The sequence below is a fragment of the Bradyrhizobium sp. SZCCHNGR1005 genome (assembly GCF_032489995.1).
In the GTDB taxonomy this organism is placed as follows: domain Bacteria; phylum Pseudomonadota; class Alphaproteobacteria; order Rhizobiales; family Xanthobacteraceae; genus Bradyrhizobium.
In genome coordinates, this window is record NZ_JAUEZC010000012.1 from 39,852 (window position 1) to 54,717 (window position 14,866).

General features: G+C 64.1%; 16 protein-coding genes. 12 read left to right on the forward strand and 4 right to left on the reverse strand.

Features of this window, described 5'->3' with window-relative positions; translation table 11 throughout:
- Positions 1-50: 50 nt before the first annotated feature.
- A complete protein-coding gene (locus QXZ85_RS31270) occupies positions 51-743 on the reverse strand; it encodes a uracil-DNA glycosylase (protein ID WP_315769135.1) in 693 nt (230 codons plus the stop codon).
- Positions 724-1,356, reverse strand: a complete 633-nt coding sequence (locus QXZ85_RS31275; RefSeq protein ID WP_315703341.1) for an NYN domain-containing protein — start codon at positions 1,354-1,356, stop codon at positions 724-726. The genes QXZ85_RS31270 and QXZ85_RS31275 overlap by 20 nt, the downstream gene beginning before the upstream one ends.
- 363 nt (positions 1,357-1,719) lie before the next feature.
- Between QXZ85_RS31275 and rpoZ the strand changes: the two genes are divergently transcribed.
- The 12 genes from rpoZ (at position 1,720) to QXZ85_RS31335 (ending at position 12,262) form a co-directional block, all read left to right on the forward strand.
- A complete protein-coding gene (rpoZ, locus tag QXZ85_RS31280; protein ID WP_315703342.1) occupies positions 1,720-2,112 on the forward strand; it encodes a DNA-directed RNA polymerase subunit omega in 393 nt (130 codons plus the stop codon).
- A 217-nt stretch (positions 2,113-2,329) separates the two neighbouring features.
- Positions 2,330-4,606: a bifunctional (p)ppGpp synthetase/guanosine-3',5'-bis(diphosphate) 3'-pyrophosphohydrolase gene (locus QXZ85_RS31285; protein WP_315703343.1), complete on the forward strand. Its 2,277-nt coding sequence runs from the start codon at positions 2,330-2,332 to the stop codon at positions 4,604-4,606.
- Between the two features lie 84 nt (positions 4,607-4,690).
- Complete coding sequence (locus tag QXZ85_RS31290; protein ID WP_315769137.1) at positions 4,691-5,443, forward strand: pyridoxine 5'-phosphate synthase; 753 nt, start codon at positions 4,691-4,693, stop codon at positions 5,441-5,443.
- 12 nt (positions 5,444-5,455) lie between these two features.
- The gene (gene acpS, locus QXZ85_RS31295) at positions 5,456-5,875 is read left to right on the forward strand and encodes a holo-ACP synthase (RefSeq protein ID WP_315744338.1); all 420 of its coding nucleotides are present in this window, start codon (positions 5,456-5,458) and stop codon (positions 5,873-5,875) included.
- A gap of 309 nt (positions 5,876-6,184) precedes the next feature.
- A complete protein-coding gene (gene lepB / locus QXZ85_RS31300) occupies positions 6,185-6,943 on the forward strand; it encodes a signal peptidase I (RefSeq protein WP_315703346.1) in 759 nt (252 codons plus the stop codon).
- On the forward strand, positions 6,940-7,791 hold the full coding sequence (rnc, locus tag QXZ85_RS31305; protein ID WP_315703347.1) for a ribonuclease III: 852 nt from the start codon (positions 6,940-6,942) through the stop codon (positions 7,789-7,791). The genes lepB and rnc overlap by 4 nt, the downstream gene beginning before the upstream one ends.
- Entirely contained in the window at positions 7,781-8,713 is a 933-nt protein-coding gene (gene era, locus QXZ85_RS31310; RefSeq protein WP_315703348.1) for a GTPase Era, read from the forward strand. Before rnc ends, era begins: the two co-directional genes overlap by 11 nt.
- Before the next feature lie 2 nt (positions 8,714-8,715).
- A complete protein-coding gene (locus QXZ85_RS31315; protein WP_315703349.1) occupies positions 8,716-9,096 on the forward strand; it encodes a hypothetical protein in 381 nt (126 codons plus the stop codon).
- A 212-nt stretch (positions 9,097-9,308) separates the two neighbouring features.
- Entirely contained in the window at positions 9,309-10,055 is a 747-nt protein-coding gene (recO, locus tag QXZ85_RS31320; protein WP_315703350.1) for a DNA repair protein RecO, read from the forward strand.
- A gap of 34 nt (positions 10,056-10,089) precedes the next feature.
- Positions 10,090-11,076, forward strand: a complete 987-nt coding sequence (locus QXZ85_RS31325; RefSeq protein ID WP_315729003.1) for a glutathione S-transferase family protein — start codon at positions 10,090-10,092, stop codon at positions 11,074-11,076.
- A gap of 25 nt (positions 11,077-11,101) precedes the next feature.
- Positions 11,102-11,512 (forward strand): ACT domain-containing protein, encoded by a 411-nt coding sequence (locus QXZ85_RS31330; RefSeq protein ID WP_315703352.1) that lies wholly within the window; start codon positions 11,102-11,104, stop codon positions 11,510-11,512.
- A gap of 126 nt (positions 11,513-11,638) precedes the next feature.
- A complete protein-coding gene (locus QXZ85_RS31335; protein ID WP_315703353.1) occupies positions 11,639-12,262 on the forward strand; it encodes a glutathione S-transferase family protein in 624 nt (207 codons plus the stop codon).
- A gap of 55 nt (positions 12,263-12,317) precedes the next feature.
- Here QXZ85_RS31335 and QXZ85_RS31340 read toward each other — a convergent pair whose 3' ends face one another.
- Positions 12,318-12,536, reverse strand: a complete 219-nt coding sequence (locus QXZ85_RS31340) for a hypothetical protein (RefSeq protein ID WP_315703354.1) — start codon at positions 12,534-12,536, stop codon at positions 12,318-12,320.
- A gap of 1,072 nt (positions 12,537-13,608) precedes the next feature.
- Positions 13,609-14,439 carry an alpha/beta hydrolase gene (locus QXZ85_RS31345; RefSeq protein ID WP_315703355.1) on the reverse strand — a complete coding sequence of 277 codons (831 nt, stop codon included), beginning with the start codon at positions 14,437-14,439 and terminating at the stop codon, positions 13,609-13,611.
- Between the last annotated feature and the right edge of the window lie 427 nt (positions 14,440-14,866).

The window sequence follows — 14,866 nt, forward strand, 5'->3', positions numbered from 1 at the left end:
TTCGGAATTCTTACTCCAGCGTCGCGCCCCCTGCGCGCCTGCAGTGTGCATCAGCCCAGATCGGCCCGCACCCGTCCGAACACGGCGTGAAACATCTCGGTCGTGAGCACGCCGGTGTTCGTGTTGTAACGCGAGCAGTGATAGCTGTCGTAGAGCTTGAGGGAACCGGCCTGATGCACCGCGCCGTGCGCGAACGGGGCCGCCGCGGCTCGCATGCCGAGTGTCTTTAACAGCGTATCATGCGCGATGCGACCAAGCGCGACGATACCGCGCAGGCGCGGCATCGTCGCAATCGTCGCGTTGAGAAAGGTCCGGCACTGATTGATTTCGGCCGGCAGCGGCTTGTTCTGCGGCGGCACGCAGCGCACGGCATTGCTGATTCGGCAGTCGATCAACGTCAATCCGTCATCGGGCCGCGCCTGATAGTGGCCCCGGGCGAAACCGTACTGCAGCAGGGTGCCGTACAGCAGATCGCCGGCATAATCCCCGGTGAAGGGGCGGCCGGTGCGGTTGGCCCCTTGCAATCCCGGCGCGAGACCGACGATCAGGAGCCGCGCGTCGGCATCGCCGAACGACGGCACCGGCGCGTTGAACCAGGACGGCTCTCGTGCGCGCTGGGCGTTGCGGAATTCCGCAAGGCGCGGGCAGAGTGGGCAGTCGTGGTCGGGATTGCTCGGGGGGAGGGCGCCTGGTGCGGCCTCGGCGCGGCTTGCGGGCGCGCCCTTAATCCTCGAAATCGTCATCGCTCGTGTTACGCGGCGCCACGGGGCTCGTCCGCTGCAGGAATTGCGGGGCATGGTGGCGAGGCTCGCGCGGAGCGGGGCGCTCGGAGGGGTCGCGGCCGAGCTTGGATTGCAATTCGACGAGATCGGTGAAGACGTCGGCCTGACGGCGTAGTTCGTCGGCGATCATCGGCGGCTGGCTGGAGATGGTCGAGATCACGGTGACCCGAACGCCGCGGCGCTGCATCGCTTCGACCAGCGAGCGGAAGTCACCGTCGCCGGAAAACAGCACCATCTGGTCGATGTGCTCGGCGAGTTCCATGGCATCGACGGCAAGCTCGATATCCATGTTGCCCTTCACCTTGCGCCGGCCGCTTGCGTCGATGAACTCCTTCGTCGCCTTGGTGACGACGGTGTAGCCGTTGTAGTCGAGCCAATCGATCAGCGGGCGAATCGACGAGTACTCCTGATCTTCGATGATGGCGGTATAGTAGAAGGCGCGCAGCAGCGTGCCGCGGCTCTGAAACTCCTTGAGCAGGCGTTTATAGTCGATATCGAAACCGAGCGTCTTGGCGGTTGCATAAAGGTTGGCGCCGTCAATGAAGAGCGCAATCTTGTTGGTCGAAGATGACATTCAGTTTCTCGCGTTCAGTTAGATTTCTGTTCTTGGCGCCGCTCTCGAAAGGCCGCGCATTCCATATCCAAGGCACTACTCCAAGGCATTGCCGATGCTCGAGCGGACTCGTCCGGTAGTGACGCTCCCGCAATAGGAGTAGTCAGGGCAACAAAGCCGCACTTCTGACGAGGCAATGAAGCGTTTTGTTGGCCAAAAGCTGCATTCCAGCGATCCGGAGGCCCGGCAGGGGTCCGGAATCCGGTACTTTTAGCTCGATACGGAGACTGGACGCCAGATCGGCCTTGCGGAAACCGGTCAGTCTCTATAACTAGCCCTAGATAATCAGCCCATTAAGCACACAAAAGACCGGAGCGACAATCGATGGCGCGCGTCACTGTGGAAGATTGCATCGACAAGGTGGACAATCGATTCGACCTCGTCCTGCTCGCGGCGCATCGCGCCCGTATGATTTCGTCGGGGTCACAGCTTACGATTGACCGGGATAATGACAAGAATCCTGTTGTCGCACTCCGGGAGATTGCGGATACGACGATTTCCCCCGAGGATTTGAAAGAAGAGCTGGTCCACTCGCTGCAGAAGTTCGTCGAGGTCGACGAGCCGGAGCCGGACACCGTGCCGCTGATCGGTTCGGCGGGCGCCAGCGTCGATGCCGACGACACCGAGGTGGCGGTCGAGCGGATGACCGAGGAAGAGCTTCTCAAGGGTCTCGAGGGGCTGGCTCCGCCGGAGCAGCAGCCCGAAGAGGACGAATAAAATCCGCGCGGCAGGCGATCGCGGGCGGAGATCACGCGACGCTGCAGATGTGTAAACCACCTTTTCGGAATGTTAAGGCCCGGACCATGTCCGGGCCTTAACATTTGCGGCCTTTGCATTTGATCGTGCTTTCGTGGTTACCATATGTTGTGGCGAGGGCGCCGAGATGGCTCGCCAGCCCAGCTCCCAATCCACGACGTGGTCGAAGGTTTCTCCCATGGCGGCTTCGCGCCCGAGTCCACCACAGATGCAGGCGGCGGCCGATTCGGCCACGCTGGCGACCGTGGCCGCCGCACCGAAATCGCACAAGCCGCGCTCCCGGATGATGCGGCAATATGACCTTGTCGAGCGTGTCAGGTCGTATAATCCCGATACCGACGAAGATCTGCTGAACCGCGCCTATGTCTACGCGATGAAGGCGCACGGCTCGCAGACCCGCGCCTCCGGCGATCCGTATTTCACCCATCCGCTCGAAGTGGCGGCGATCCTGACCGACCTCAAGCTCGACGATGCGACGATCGTCGCTGCGCTGCTGCACGACACCATCGAGGATACCGAGGCGACCCGCGCCGAGATCGATCATTTGTTCGGCCCCAAGATCGGCGCGCTGGTGGAGGGGCTCACCAAGCTCAAGCGCCTGGAATTGGTCTCGCGGGAGGCCAAGCAGGCGGAGAACCTGCGCAAGCTGCTCCTGGCGATCGCCGACGACGTGCGTGTGCTTCTGGTAAAACTCGCTGACAGGTTGCATAACATGCGCACCCTGGAATTCGTGCCGGAGGCCTCGCGGCGGCGAATCGCCGAGGAAACGCTCGACATCTACGCGCCGCTCGCCGGCCGCATGGGTATGCAGGAGATGCGCGAGGAGCTGGAGAACCTGTCCTTCCGCACCCTCGATCCCGATGCCTACAATGTCGTGATGCAACGGCTGGACGCGCTGGCCGACCGCAACCGCAACCTGATCGGCGAGATCGAGGCTCAGCTTGCCAAGAAATTTCGCGAGAACGGGCTGACGGCGCGGGTCATCGGCCGCCGCAAGAAGCCATTCTCGATCTGGACCAAGATGGAGCGCAAGTCGGTCGGCTTCGAGCAGCTGTCCGACATTTTCGGCTTCCGCGTCGTCATGCCCGATCTCGCATCCTGCTATCGTGCGCTGGGTATCGTGCATACGACCTGGCCGGTCGTGCCGGGGCGCTTCAAGGACTACATTTCGACTCCGAAGCAGAACGATTACCGCTCCATCCACACCACGGTGATCGGTCCCGGCAAGCAGCGCGTCGAGCTGCAGATTCGCACCGAGGAGATGGACCAGATCGCCGAACTGGGCATCGCCGCACATGCCTTCTACAAAGACGGCATCGGTTCGCCGACCGAACTCCTGAAGCGCGAATCAAACGCATTTGCATGGCTGCGCCATACCATCGGTATCTTGTCGGAGAGCGCCAATCCGGAGGAGTTCCTCGAGCACACCAAGCTCGAGCTGTTTCACGACCAGGTGTTCTGCTTCACCCCGAAGGGCAAGCTGATCGCGCTGCCGCGCCACGCCAACGTGATCGATTTCGCCTATGCCGTGCATACCGATGTCGGCAACAGCGCGGTCGGCTGCAAGATCAACGGCAAGTTCGCGCCGCTCTCGTCCGAGTTGCAGAACGGCGACGAGGTCGAGGTGCTGACCTCGGAGGCGCAATCGGCGCCGCCGTCGGCCTGGGAATCGCTCGCGATCACCGGCAAGGCCCGTGCAGCGATTCGCCGCGCCACCCGGACCGCGATGCGCGACCAATATGCCGGGCTCGGCCGGCGCATCGTCGACCGCCTGTTCGAGCGAGCCAAGCTCGAATATGCCGACGACAAGCTCAAGGGCGCGCTGCCGCGGCTGGCGCGCGCCTCGATCGAGGAGGTGATGGCGGCGGTCGGACGCGGCGAGATCAAGGCCTCCGATGTCGCCCGCGCGATGTATCCGGACTACAAGGAAGAGCGCGTGGTGCGCTACGGCGCCAAGAAAGGCCCAACTGGCAAGCCGGCGGCCGAGCCGGCGCGCGCGCCTTCGGCAATTCCGATTCGCGGCATCAATTCCGGCCTGCCGGTCAAGTTCGCGCCCAATGGCGGCGCGGTGCCCGGCGACCGAATCGTCGGCATCGTGACCCCGGGCGAGGGCATCACCATCTACCCGATCCAGTCGCCCGCGCTGAAGGATTTCGAGGAAGAGCCGGAGCGTTGGCTGGATGTGCGCTGGGACGTGGATGAAACCTCGCCGCGGCGCTTCCCGGCGCGGATCCGGGTCGAGAATGTCAACGAACCCGGCAGCCTCGCCCAGGTCGCGACCGTGATCGCCGAGCACGACGGCAACATCGACAACATCAGCATGAGCCGTCGCTCGCCCGACTTCACCGAGCTCACGATCGATCTCGAGGTCTACGACCTCAAGCATCTGTCCGCCATCATCAACCAGTTGCGCGCCAAGACCATCGTGGCCAGGGTCGACCGGGTGAATGGCTGATCTGTGGGTTTTGGCGCAGCGTTCTGCGCCGCGATGGGTTAGAGCTGCCTCGGCCGTTGTCTTTCGAAGTCTTGCGAGTCCGCCATGTCCAAAGCCCCGAAGCTGCGTCTCGGCGTCAATGTCGACCACGTCGCCACCTTGCGCAACGCCAGGGGCGGCAGCAATCCGGACCCGGTGCGTGCCGCCAAACTGGCGATCGAGGCAGGTGCGGACGGCATCACCGCGCATCTGCGGGAGGATCGCCGGCACATCCGCGACGAGGACATGGCGCGGCTGAAAGCCGAGATCGACAAGCCGCTCAATTTCGAGATGGCTGCGACGGACGAGATGCTGCGAATCGCGCTTGCCACCCGGCCGCATGCCTGCTGCCTGGTGCCGGAGCGGCGCCAGGAGCTGACCACTGAGGGGGGCCTCGACGTGGTTGGCCAGCACGACGCCCTGGCGCCGGCCATCGCCCGCCTGAACGACGCCGGCATCCGGGTCTCGCTGTTCATTGCCGCCGATCCCAAGCAGATCGAGACGGCGGCGAAACTGCGCGCACCGGTGATCGAGATCCATACCGGGACCTGGTGCGATGCGGTGGCGGAAGGCAACCGGGAGAAGGCCGAGGCCGAATGGCAGCGAATCGTGAAGGGCGCCGCCTTGGCCTATTCGGCCGGGCTCGAAGTCCATGGCGGCCATGGCCTGGATTACGATACGGCGGAAAAGATCGCCTCGCTGCCGGAGATCGTCGAGCTGAATATCGGCTACTTCATGATCGGCGAAGCGCTGTTCGTCGGCCTCGGCGACACCATCAGGGCGATGCGGGCGGCCATGGACCGCGGCCGCGGCCTGTAACGGGGCAAGCCAATGATCATCGGCATCGGTTCCGACCTGATCGATATCAGGCGTGTCGCCAAGGTCATCGAGCGCCATGGTGAGCGGTTCCTGGACCGCGTCTTCACCGAAGCCGAGCGCGCCAAGGCCGAGCGGCGCGCCAAGAACGAAAAAATGGTGGTTGCAACCTACGCCAAGCGCTTCGCGGCCAAGGAGGCTTGTTCCAAAGCGCTCGGCACCGGGATTCGGCGCGGGGTCTGGTGGTGCGACATGGGGGTCGTCAATCTGCCCGGCGGCCGGCCGACGATGCAGCTGACCGGCGGGGCGCTGGCCCGGCTGGAGGCGCTGACGCCGCAGGGCTATGAGGCGCGAATCGACCTGTCCATCACCGATGATTGGCCGCTCGCCCAGGCCTTCGTCATAATTTCGGCCGACCGCCCCGACACATCCTGAGGCGCTCGGCTCAATCTCCGGTAAAACTGATCAAAAACTAAAATGTCATATCTGCCAGTGGCTTAGTTGGTTTTGATCGGGCGATTGATTGCGCGCGCGAGAACAAACGTCTAAAACCAGCGCAGATCGAGCGGGTAGGTTTGAGGCTTAGCCAAGGGCGAATTCAGGTTCCGGCCGGAATTGGCCTTAATCACCAGAATCAGGACAGAATCCTCAAAGCCGCGAACCGATCAGCTGTTCGCGGCGGGGTGTTCTGCCGCGGCGCGGGCGAATCACGAAGCGATTCGTCAGAGGGACAATGAAAGAGCGATGAGCGTGACATCCGGCACCAAGACTGAGAGCGGCCTCGGCGAAACCGTTCGCGTCGTTGTTCATGCGCTGCTGATCGCGCTGGTCATCAGAACCTTCCTGTTTCAGCCGTTCAACATCCCCTCGGGATCGATGAAGGCGACGTTGCTGGTGGGTGACTACCTGTTCGTCTCGAAATATTCCTATGGCTACAGCCACTATTCGATTCCGCTGTCGCCGCCGCTGTTCTCGGGCCGCATCTTCGGCTCCGAGCCCAGTCGCGGTGACATCGTCGTGTTTCGGCTGCCGAAGGACGACACCACCGACTACATCAAACGCGTGATCGGGCTGCCCGGCGACCACATCCAGATGCGCGACGGGCTGCTCTACATCAACGACAGGCCGGTGCAGCGCGAGCGGCTCAGCGACTTCATCGGCGAGGATCCCTGCGGCTCCGACGCGACGGCGCGGGTCAAGCGCTGGAAGGAGACTTTGCCGAACGGCGTCAGCTACGAAACGCTGGATTGCGTCGACAATGGTTTTTACGACAATACTGCGGTCTATACCGTGCCGCCCGGCCATTTCTTCATGATGGGCGACAACCGCGACAATTCGACCGACAGCCGCGTGCTCTCGGCGGTGGGCTACGTGCCGTACGAGAACATCGTCGGTCGCGCCCAGATGATCTTTTTCTCCGTTGCTGAAGGCGAACATGCCTGGGCGTTTTGGCGCTGGCCGCTGGCGGTGCGTTGGAATCGCCTGTTCAAAATCGTACGATGATTGACGACAAAGCCGACATCCAGACAACACAAGCGGCCGCCGCGCCAAGCCTCGAGTCCGATCCCGGTCCTGCGGGCATGACGGCGCGCGAGGCGCCGAAGGCAAAGCGCAGTCGCGCCGGCACCAAGGGCGCAAAGGCGACCGAGAAAGCGGCCGCCGCCGCGATCGAGGCGCGCATCGGTCATCAGTTCAAGGATGCCTCGCTGCTGGCGACCGCCTTTACCCACGTCTCCGCACTGAAATCCTCCAAGAAGCGCGGCGACAGCTATCAACGGCTCGAATTCCTCGGCGATCACGTGCTCGGCCTGATCGTGTCGGACATGCTGTATCGCGCCTTTCCGAACGCGGACGAGGGCGAGCTGTCGAAGCGGCTCGCCGATCTCGTGCGCAAGGAGAGCTGCGCCGACGTCGCGAAGTCGCTCGGCCTGCTCGATGACATCAAGCTCGGCGCGGTCGGCGCCGGCGCCAGTGCGCGCTTGCGCAAATCCGTGCTGGGCGACGTCTGCGAAGCCGTGATCGGCGCGATCTTCCTCGACGGCGGCTATGCGGCAGCGTCGGCTTTCGTCGAGCGCAACTGGACCGAGCGGATGCACAAGCCGCGGCGGCCCTTGCGCGATCCCAAGACCGTCCTGCAGGAATGGGCGCAGGGCAAGGGGCTGCCGACACCGGTCTATCGCGAGGTCGAGCGCACCGGCCCGCATCACGATCCGCAGTTCCGCGTCGCCGTCGACCTGCCGGGCCTGGAGTCGGCCGAGGGCGTCGGCGGCTCGAAGCGCGCCGCCGAGAAGGTTGCGGCGTCCGTGATGATTGCGCGCGAAGGCGTCAGCGGCGGCAGCAATGATGGATGATCCGAAGGCAGACGGCGCCCCGCCGGCCGACACCCGCTGCGGCTTCGTCGCGCTGATCGGCGCTCCCAATGTCGGCAAGTCGACCCTGGTCAATGCGCTGGTCGGCTCCAAGGTCACGATCGTCTCGCGCAAGGTGCAGACCACGCGGGCGCTGATCCGCGGCATCGTCATCGAAGGCCGTTCGCAGATCATCCTGGTCGATACGCCCGGTATCTTCGCGCCCAAGCGGCGGCTCGACCGCGCGATGGTGACGACCGCCTGGAGCGGCGCCCATGACGCCGATCTCGTCTGTGTGCTGCTCGACGCCAAGAAGGGCCTCGACGACGAGGCCGAGGCGATCCTGGCCAAGGCCGAAGGCGTCGCGCATCAGAAGATCCTGGTCCTCAACAAGGTCGATCTGGTGCCGCGGGAGAAGCTGCTGGCGCTGGCGGCCGCGGCCAACGAGCGGCTGGCTTTCGCGCGCACCTTCATGATCTCGGCGCTGTCCGGCGATGGCGTCGACGACCTCCGGCAGACGCTCGCCGCAATGGTGCCGCCCGGGCCATTCCACTATCCCGAAGACCAGATGTCGGACGCGCCGATGCGCCACCTCGCCGCCGAGATCACGCGCGAGAAGATCTACAGCCATCTGCATCAGGAGCTGCCCTATCAGTCGACCGTCGAGACCGATAGCTGGACCGAGCGCAAGGACGGCTCGATCCGGATCGAGCAGACGATCTTCGTGGAGCGGGAAAGTCAGCGCAAGATCGTGCTGGGCAAGGGCGGCGCCACCATCAAGTCGATCGGGGCGAAGGCGCGCGAGGAGATCGCCGACATCACCGGCGTGCCGGTGCATCTGTTCCTGTTCGTCAAGGTGCGCGAGAATTGGGGCGACGATCCCGACCGCTACCGCGAGATGGGGCTCGACTTCCCCAAGGAATGACGATGAACCTGCCCCGGAACGTGCTCTGGTTTGAGATCCTGTTGTACATCTCGCTGATGCTGGATGCGTTGTCGGTGGCGGTGCAGGACCGGACACCGACGACCGAGATCACCGATGGCATGATCATGGCGCAGAGCATCTTCAACGGCGCCGTCATCCTGCTCATGGTCTATTTCGTTTATCTGGCGGCGCAGCAGCGTAAGAACTGGCCGCGCTGGGTGCTGCTGGCGGCGCTGCTGCTGTCGGCCTATTCGCTGGTGATCTTCATCGGCGAGAAGGGCATGACGCTGGATGCCGGCCTCGAGATCATCTCCTGCGCGCTGACCACGGTCGGGCTCTATTACTCCTTCACCGGCGATGCCCGCGGCTGGTTCAATGCGTGAGACGGCGCTGGAGTGATTGAGGGTAGGGTGGGCAAAGCGAAGCGTGCCCACCATCTTCCGCCATGCTACCCTCACGGTGGGCACGGCGCGTCGGCGTAGACCAAGGCGGAGGAGCCGTCGTGAGCGCGCCTTTGCCCACCCTACGAAGTTCGCCGATTGTACGTGGATCCTCGTAGTTGCGACGCGCAAGGTGTGTGGAGACGACGAGCCCGATGGAATGGACCGATGATGGCATCGTGCTGGGCGTGCGTCGGCACGGCGAATCCGCCGCCGTGGTCGAGCTGTTGACGCGCGAGCACGGCCGCCATCTCGGGCTGGTGCGCGGCGCGAGCGGCGCTCGCATGCGCCCCGTGCTGCAGCCCGGCAACAGCGTGCGCGCGGTCTGGCGGGCCCGGCTCGATGAGCATCTCGGCATGTACGCGATCGACGGGCTGATCTTGCGCGCCGCCGGCCTGATGTCGGCCTCGCACGGTGCCTACGGCGTCACCCATCTGGCCGCGCTGGCGCGGCTGTTGCCCGAGCGCGATCCGCACCAGGACATTTATCTCAGGCTCGAGCACACCCTGGATGATTTCGAGGATGCCGGCGGCGCTGCGGCCCATATCGTCCGGTTCGAGCTTGCGATCCTGGCCGAGCTTGGCTTCGGTCTCGATCTTGAGACCTGCGCCGCCACGGGCGAGACCACGGAACTGATCTACGTCTCGCCGAAGTCGGGTGGGGCGGTGTCGCGCGCGGCGGGCGAGCCCTGGCGCGACCGGCTGCTGCCATTGCCGCCATTCCTGCGCGAGCACGAGGAGACGCATGACTGGACCGATCAGGACCTGCGCGACGGTTTCCGTCTGACCGGCCTGTTCCTGTTGCGCCATGTGCTGGAGCCGCGTGGGCAGGGCCATTCCGACGCGCGCGAGGGCTTCATCAACGCCGTGACGCGGGCCAGGGCGCGGCTCGCCCAGGCGTAACCAAGCGTGAGCCGCGGCTCAGTGGAGAATGAATATGGGATTGCTCGTCGACGGCCAATGGCACGATGTCTGGTACGACACCGGGGCGACCGGCGGCCGTTTCGTGCGCAAGGACTCGATCTTCCGCAACTTCATCACCGCGGACGGCAGCGCCGGCCCAACCGGCGCAGGCGGTTTCAAGGCGGAAGCCGGACGCTATCACCTCTATGTCAGCCTGGCGTGTCCGTGGGCGCACCGCACCCTGATCATGCGCGCCTTGAAGGGGCTCAACGAGCTGATCTCGGTCTCGGTGGTCAACTGGCTGATGGCGGAGCAGGGCTGGACCTTTGCCGACGGCCCCGGCGTCGTGCAGGACAGCATCAACCACGCGCAGTTCCTGCATCAGGTCTACACCGCGGCCGATCCGCATTATTCGGGCCGGGTCACGGTGCCCGTGCTCTGGGACAAGCAGAGGCGCACCATCGTCAACAACGAATCCGCCGAGATCATCCGGATGCTGAACTCGGCGTTCGACGGCCTCGGGGCCACGCCGGGCGACTACTACCCGCAGGCCCTGCGCGGCGAGATCGATGCGATCAACGCGCGAATCTACGACACGCTCAATAACGGCGTCTACAAATGCGGCTTCGCGACCACGCAAGGCGCTTACGACGAAGCGATCGCTCCCTTGTTCGCCACGCTCGACTGGCTGGAGGACAGGCTCTCGACCCGGCGCTTCCTGCTCGGCGACCGATTGACGGAGGCGGACATCAGGCTGTTCACGACCCTGATCCGCTTCGACGCAGTCTATGTCGGCCACTTCAAATGCAACCTCCGCCGCATCGCCGATTATCCGCATCTTTCGGCCTACACGCGCGATCTCTACCAATGGCCCGGCATCGCTGACACCGTGAACTTCGAGCATATCAAGCGGCATTATTACGAGAGCCACCGCAGCATCAATCCGACCGGCATCGTGCCGGCCGGGCCGCTGCAGGATTTCACCTTGCCGCACGGGCGGGAGCGCCTGTCTCGGTCCTGAGGCGGAAGCCGGCGAAGAGGATGGAATGTCGGGCGAGCGTGATCTGGACAGGCTGCTACGGACCATGTCGCCGCAGCTGCAGGACGGCGTTTTCGTGTTCTGCGCGCTTCCGAGCGATGCTGACATTCCGAGCGCGTTGGCACCACGGCTCTGGTTCCGTGAACGGGAAGGTCTCACCCTGGTCGTCCTGCGGGAGGAGGCTGAACGGGTAGGGCTGCCCGCGCAGTTCGCCTCGCGCCTGATCACGCTCGACGTGCATTCCGCGCTCGATGCTGTGGGATTCCTCGCTGCCGTCACCACCCGCCTGGCGCAGGCCGGCATCAGCGCCAACGCCGTCTCGGCCTTCCATCACGACCATCTGTTCGTGCCGGAGGCCAGCGCCGAGGAGGCACTGCATCTTCTGCAGGAGATGTCCGCGCAGGCGAGCTCCAGCTGAGTGGGCGGTTCGCGTCGTTCCGTTGCGGAAGCGCAGCTCATGGGGCCGCCGGAAAATTTTTCCCGGAAGGCTGTCGATCCGGTCCGCCCCCGTTCGTCTTGGAGACATCACGGATGGAGAACCGGCATGAAAATCTACTGGATCAAGGCTCAGGCGCCGCGCCGCGTGCTGGCGCTGGTCAAGCATCTCGGCGTGCAGGCGGAGTTCATCGACATCAGGGGCGGGCTGAAGACGCCGGAGTTTGCTGCGCTCAATCCCAACATGAAGGCCCCGGTGCTGGTCGACGGCGATCTCGTGCTATGGGAGTCCAACGCGATCATGGCCCATCTCTGCATCAGGGAAAGCTGCGACATGTGGCCGGCCCGCAATCCGCAGCAGCAGGTCGAGGTGCTGCGCTGGCTCTCCTGGAACGATTGTCACTGGGCGCCCGCGGTGGGGCCATTCTACTTTGAGCACATCGTCAAGCGGACGTTCGGCCTCGGCACGCCCGACCGCGCGGCGCTGATCGACAAGGTGGCCAACCTGAAGACGTTTGCAGCCGTGCTCGACGGTCACTTGAAGTCGCGCTCTTATGTCGCCTGCGATCGGCTCACCATTGCCGATTTCGCCTTGGCATCGATGGCGACCGATTGGCGCGAGGCGGAGATGCCGCTCGAGGCGTTTCCCAACATTGTCAGCTGGCTCGACGGGCTGATGCGCCTGCCGGCCTGGGCCGAACCCTGGCCGGAGCTGCAATCGGCCGCAGCCTGAGACATGCAGAATCGGACAAGCGGATCTCTCGGCGAGACGCCCGCCGAGAGTCGGCCTATACCCGCGGCATGATCTGCAGCTCGAGCAGCGCCAGACGCTGCATTGCGGTCACGCTGCGCTCGCCGGCCTTGGCGGCGCGCAGCACCGCTTCCGCGAGCAGCGTGACATGGGTCGAACTGACTGGCTCCGGCAAGGCCGCGATCGCGGCGTCCAGCGCCTGCGTCATCAGCGCGACCACCTCCGGCGAAAAAGCTGCGTCGGAAAAATCCTGCATGATACGACGTCCAAAAATGCTGCATGAGCCGCAACGGATTCCGCCGGCGCGGCCAAAACACGGGAGAGACGGCAACGAAGGTTGTCTCGGCCCGTCGATGACGATGACGCAATACGATCTATCGATGAAAACCCGGAAGCACGGTGCGGGTTCCGCGCGCCACTGCGCGATCGGCGGCGCCGACGTGATTTGCCCGACACCCAGCCCTTGCGTTCGATCGCCACGCATCCGCGTTCACAATGGCGCCTCAGATGGCGCAAGATCGCCTGCGCGTAACGGCTTATTTCGCCAACTGCTTCAATGCGATCGGTGATGCCACGTCCATCGCGATGAAAATTCATGTTTCGCTTTTCCAGAAATTGTGCAATCCTTCTCGCGTCCCGCCTCGATAAGAGGGACGCTTCGCGATCGTCACGAACGTTGGGTGCGGGATGCGGTGGCCTGTCGGCGTTGCAGCGCGCTATCAGCGGCGGACGAACAACATCGGCAGGACGACGAAATCGAGTGGTCCTGGCGCCCCGACGCTGGCGCTAAGTTGCTCGGGTGATGATCCGAGCGGCGACGGTGGCTAACAAGCCCGGACACCGGGGAGAGCTCGTATAAGCCGTAACCCGCCGCGCAGGGAAGGCCGGATGATCCGGTTGAACCTGTGGTGACTGCCGCCTGCTTTCTTTGTTGCAGGCGGGCCGCGGGTGTCAACCGACATCCGGCCTTCCCCGCGCCCTCTGTTCAGAAGAGGGTGATCAACTGGCAAAGCTCGGACGCATGACGCGCCGCGAGAACGATGAGTTACGTTCCAATGGTGGTGGAAGACACTCAGTGTCATTCCGGGGCGCGCAAAGCACGAGCCCGGAATCTATACTCACGATCATGGTTATGGCTTCCGGGCTCGCCCTTACGGGCGCCCGGAATGACGACGGAGAGCGTGTCAATTGTGGCCGCCATTGCGAGGCGCCGAAGGCGACGAAGCAATCCAGTACTATATCGACGCTGGATTGCTTCTGCCTACGCCTTTCGGGTTTCGGCGGGACACGTCGCTTCGCTCGCAATGACGGCAGCCGCGAACCGCGGCCTATCCTTTGATGAACGCCAGCAAGTCCGCGTTGATCACGTCGGCATGGGTGGTGGCCATGCCGTGCGGGAAGCCCGGATAGGTCTTCAGCGTGCCATGCTTGAGGAGCTTGATGCCGATGCGCGCGGAATCGTCGATCGGCACGATCTGGTCGTCCTCGCCATGCATCAAGAGCACCGGCACGTCGATCGCCTTGAGGTCCTCGGTGAAGTCGGTCTCCGAGAAGGCCTTGATGCAGTCGTAATGCGCTTTCGTGCCGCCCATCATGCCCTGGCGCCACCAGTTGCGGATCACGCCTTCCGAGACTTTCGCGCCGTCACGGTTGAAGCCGTAGAACGGTCCGGTCGGGATATCGAGGAAGAACTGGGCGCGGTTCGCGGCGAGCGCCGCGCGGAAGCCATTGAACACCTCGATCGGCAGCCCGCCCGGGTTCTTCTCGGTCTTCACCATGATCGGCGGCACCGCGCCGAGCAAAGCGGCCTTGGCGACCCGGCCCTTGCCGTGCCGCGCCACGTAACGCGCGACCTCGCCGCCGCCGGTGGAGTGACCGACATGAACCGCATCCTTCAGGTCGAGCTTTGCGGCAAGTGCCGCGACGTCGGCCGCATAGGTATCCATCTCATTGCCATGCTCGGTCTGGCTGGAGCGGCCATGGCCACGGCGATCATGGGCGATGACGCGAAAGCCCTTCTCCAGGAAGAACAGCATCTGCGCGTCCCAGTCGTCGGCCGAGAGCGGCCAGCCATGGTGAAACACGATGGGCTGGCCGGTGCCCCAATCCTTGTAGAAAATCTGCGTGCCGTCCGATGTCGTCACGAATCCTGAACTCATGGGGACTTGCCTTTCTTGCTTGTTTGACTGCCGCTTTAAAGGAGCGGAGTGGCATCGCCGTCGCCTCTGCGATCGCGATCGGCAACGACGAAGTCGTCAGCTTAGCTGAGGTCGGTGACGTTCTCAGCAACAGACGCGTGATCGTGGCGCCATGCCGCAATCAATCGATCACGATCGATTCAAATGATGCCCGTCATGCATTCCTGGCCGCCGCGATCATTCAGTGTGCGACACGCCGGGGACGTGCCCGTTCGGGATGCAGGGCCGTGGTGCCGAGAGCAAATCTTGAGCAGCGGGGTCAAGCGATTCCCGTCCCGGAGGCGCATTCGCGTCCGCCGATGGACCAGCGCGTCACGGGTCCGGCAATGGACGGGGTGGACACTGGCCCGCGATCCCAGCAATTTGGGCGCGCACTGATTCGGGGCAT

Excerpts from the sequence above, each read along its gene's own strand:
- QXZ85_RS31270 (WP_315769135.1), bottom strand. The coding sequence starts at position 743 with ATGACGATTTCGAGGATTAAGGGCGCGCCCGCAAGCCGCGCCGAGGCC.
- QXZ85_RS31275 (WP_315703341.1), bottom strand. The coding sequence starts at position 1,356 with ATGTCATCTTCGACCAACAAGATTGCGCTCTTCATTGACGGCGCCAAC.
- rpoZ (WP_315703342.1), top strand. The coding sequence starts at position 1,720 with ATGGCGCGCGTCACTGTGGAAGATTGCATCGACAAGGTGGACAATCGA.
- QXZ85_RS31285 (WP_315703343.1), top strand. The coding sequence starts at position 2,330 with ATGGCGGCTTCGCGCCCGAGTCCACCACAGATGCAGGCGGCGGCCGAT.
- QXZ85_RS31290 (WP_315769137.1), top strand. The coding sequence starts at position 4,691 with ATGTCCAAAGCCCCGAAGCTGCGTCTCGGCGTCAATGTCGACCACGTC.
- acpS (WP_315744338.1), top strand. The coding sequence starts at position 5,456 with ATGATCATCGGCATCGGTTCCGACCTGATCGATATCAGGCGTGTCGCC.
- lepB (WP_315703346.1), top strand. The coding sequence starts at position 6,185 with ATGAGCGTGACATCCGGCACCAAGACTGAGAGCGGCCTCGGCGAAACC.
- rnc (WP_315703347.1), top strand. The coding sequence starts at position 6,940 with ATGATTGACGACAAAGCCGACATCCAGACAACACAAGCGGCCGCCGCG.
- era (WP_315703348.1), top strand. The coding sequence starts at position 7,781 with ATGATGGATGATCCGAAGGCAGACGGCGCCCCGCCGGCCGACACCCGC.
- QXZ85_RS31315 (WP_315703349.1), top strand. The coding sequence starts at position 8,716 with ATGAACCTGCCCCGGAACGTGCTCTGGTTTGAGATCCTGTTGTACATC.
- recO (WP_315703350.1), top strand. The coding sequence starts at position 9,309 with ATGGAATGGACCGATGATGGCATCGTGCTGGGCGTGCGTCGGCACGGC.
- QXZ85_RS31325 (WP_315729003.1), top strand. The coding sequence starts at position 10,090 with ATGGGATTGCTCGTCGACGGCCAATGGCACGATGTCTGGTACGACACC.
- QXZ85_RS31330 (WP_315703352.1), top strand. The coding sequence starts at position 11,102 with ATGTCGGGCGAGCGTGATCTGGACAGGCTGCTACGGACCATGTCGCCG.
- QXZ85_RS31335 (WP_315703353.1), top strand. The coding sequence starts at position 11,639 with ATGAAAATCTACTGGATCAAGGCTCAGGCGCCGCGCCGCGTGCTGGCG.
- QXZ85_RS31340 (WP_315703354.1), bottom strand. The coding sequence starts at position 12,536 with ATGCAGGATTTTTCCGACGCAGCTTTTTCGCCGGAGGTGGTCGCGCTG.
- QXZ85_RS31345 (WP_315703355.1), bottom strand. The coding sequence starts at position 14,439 with ATGAGTTCAGGATTCGTGACGACATCGGACGGCACGCAGATTTTCTAC.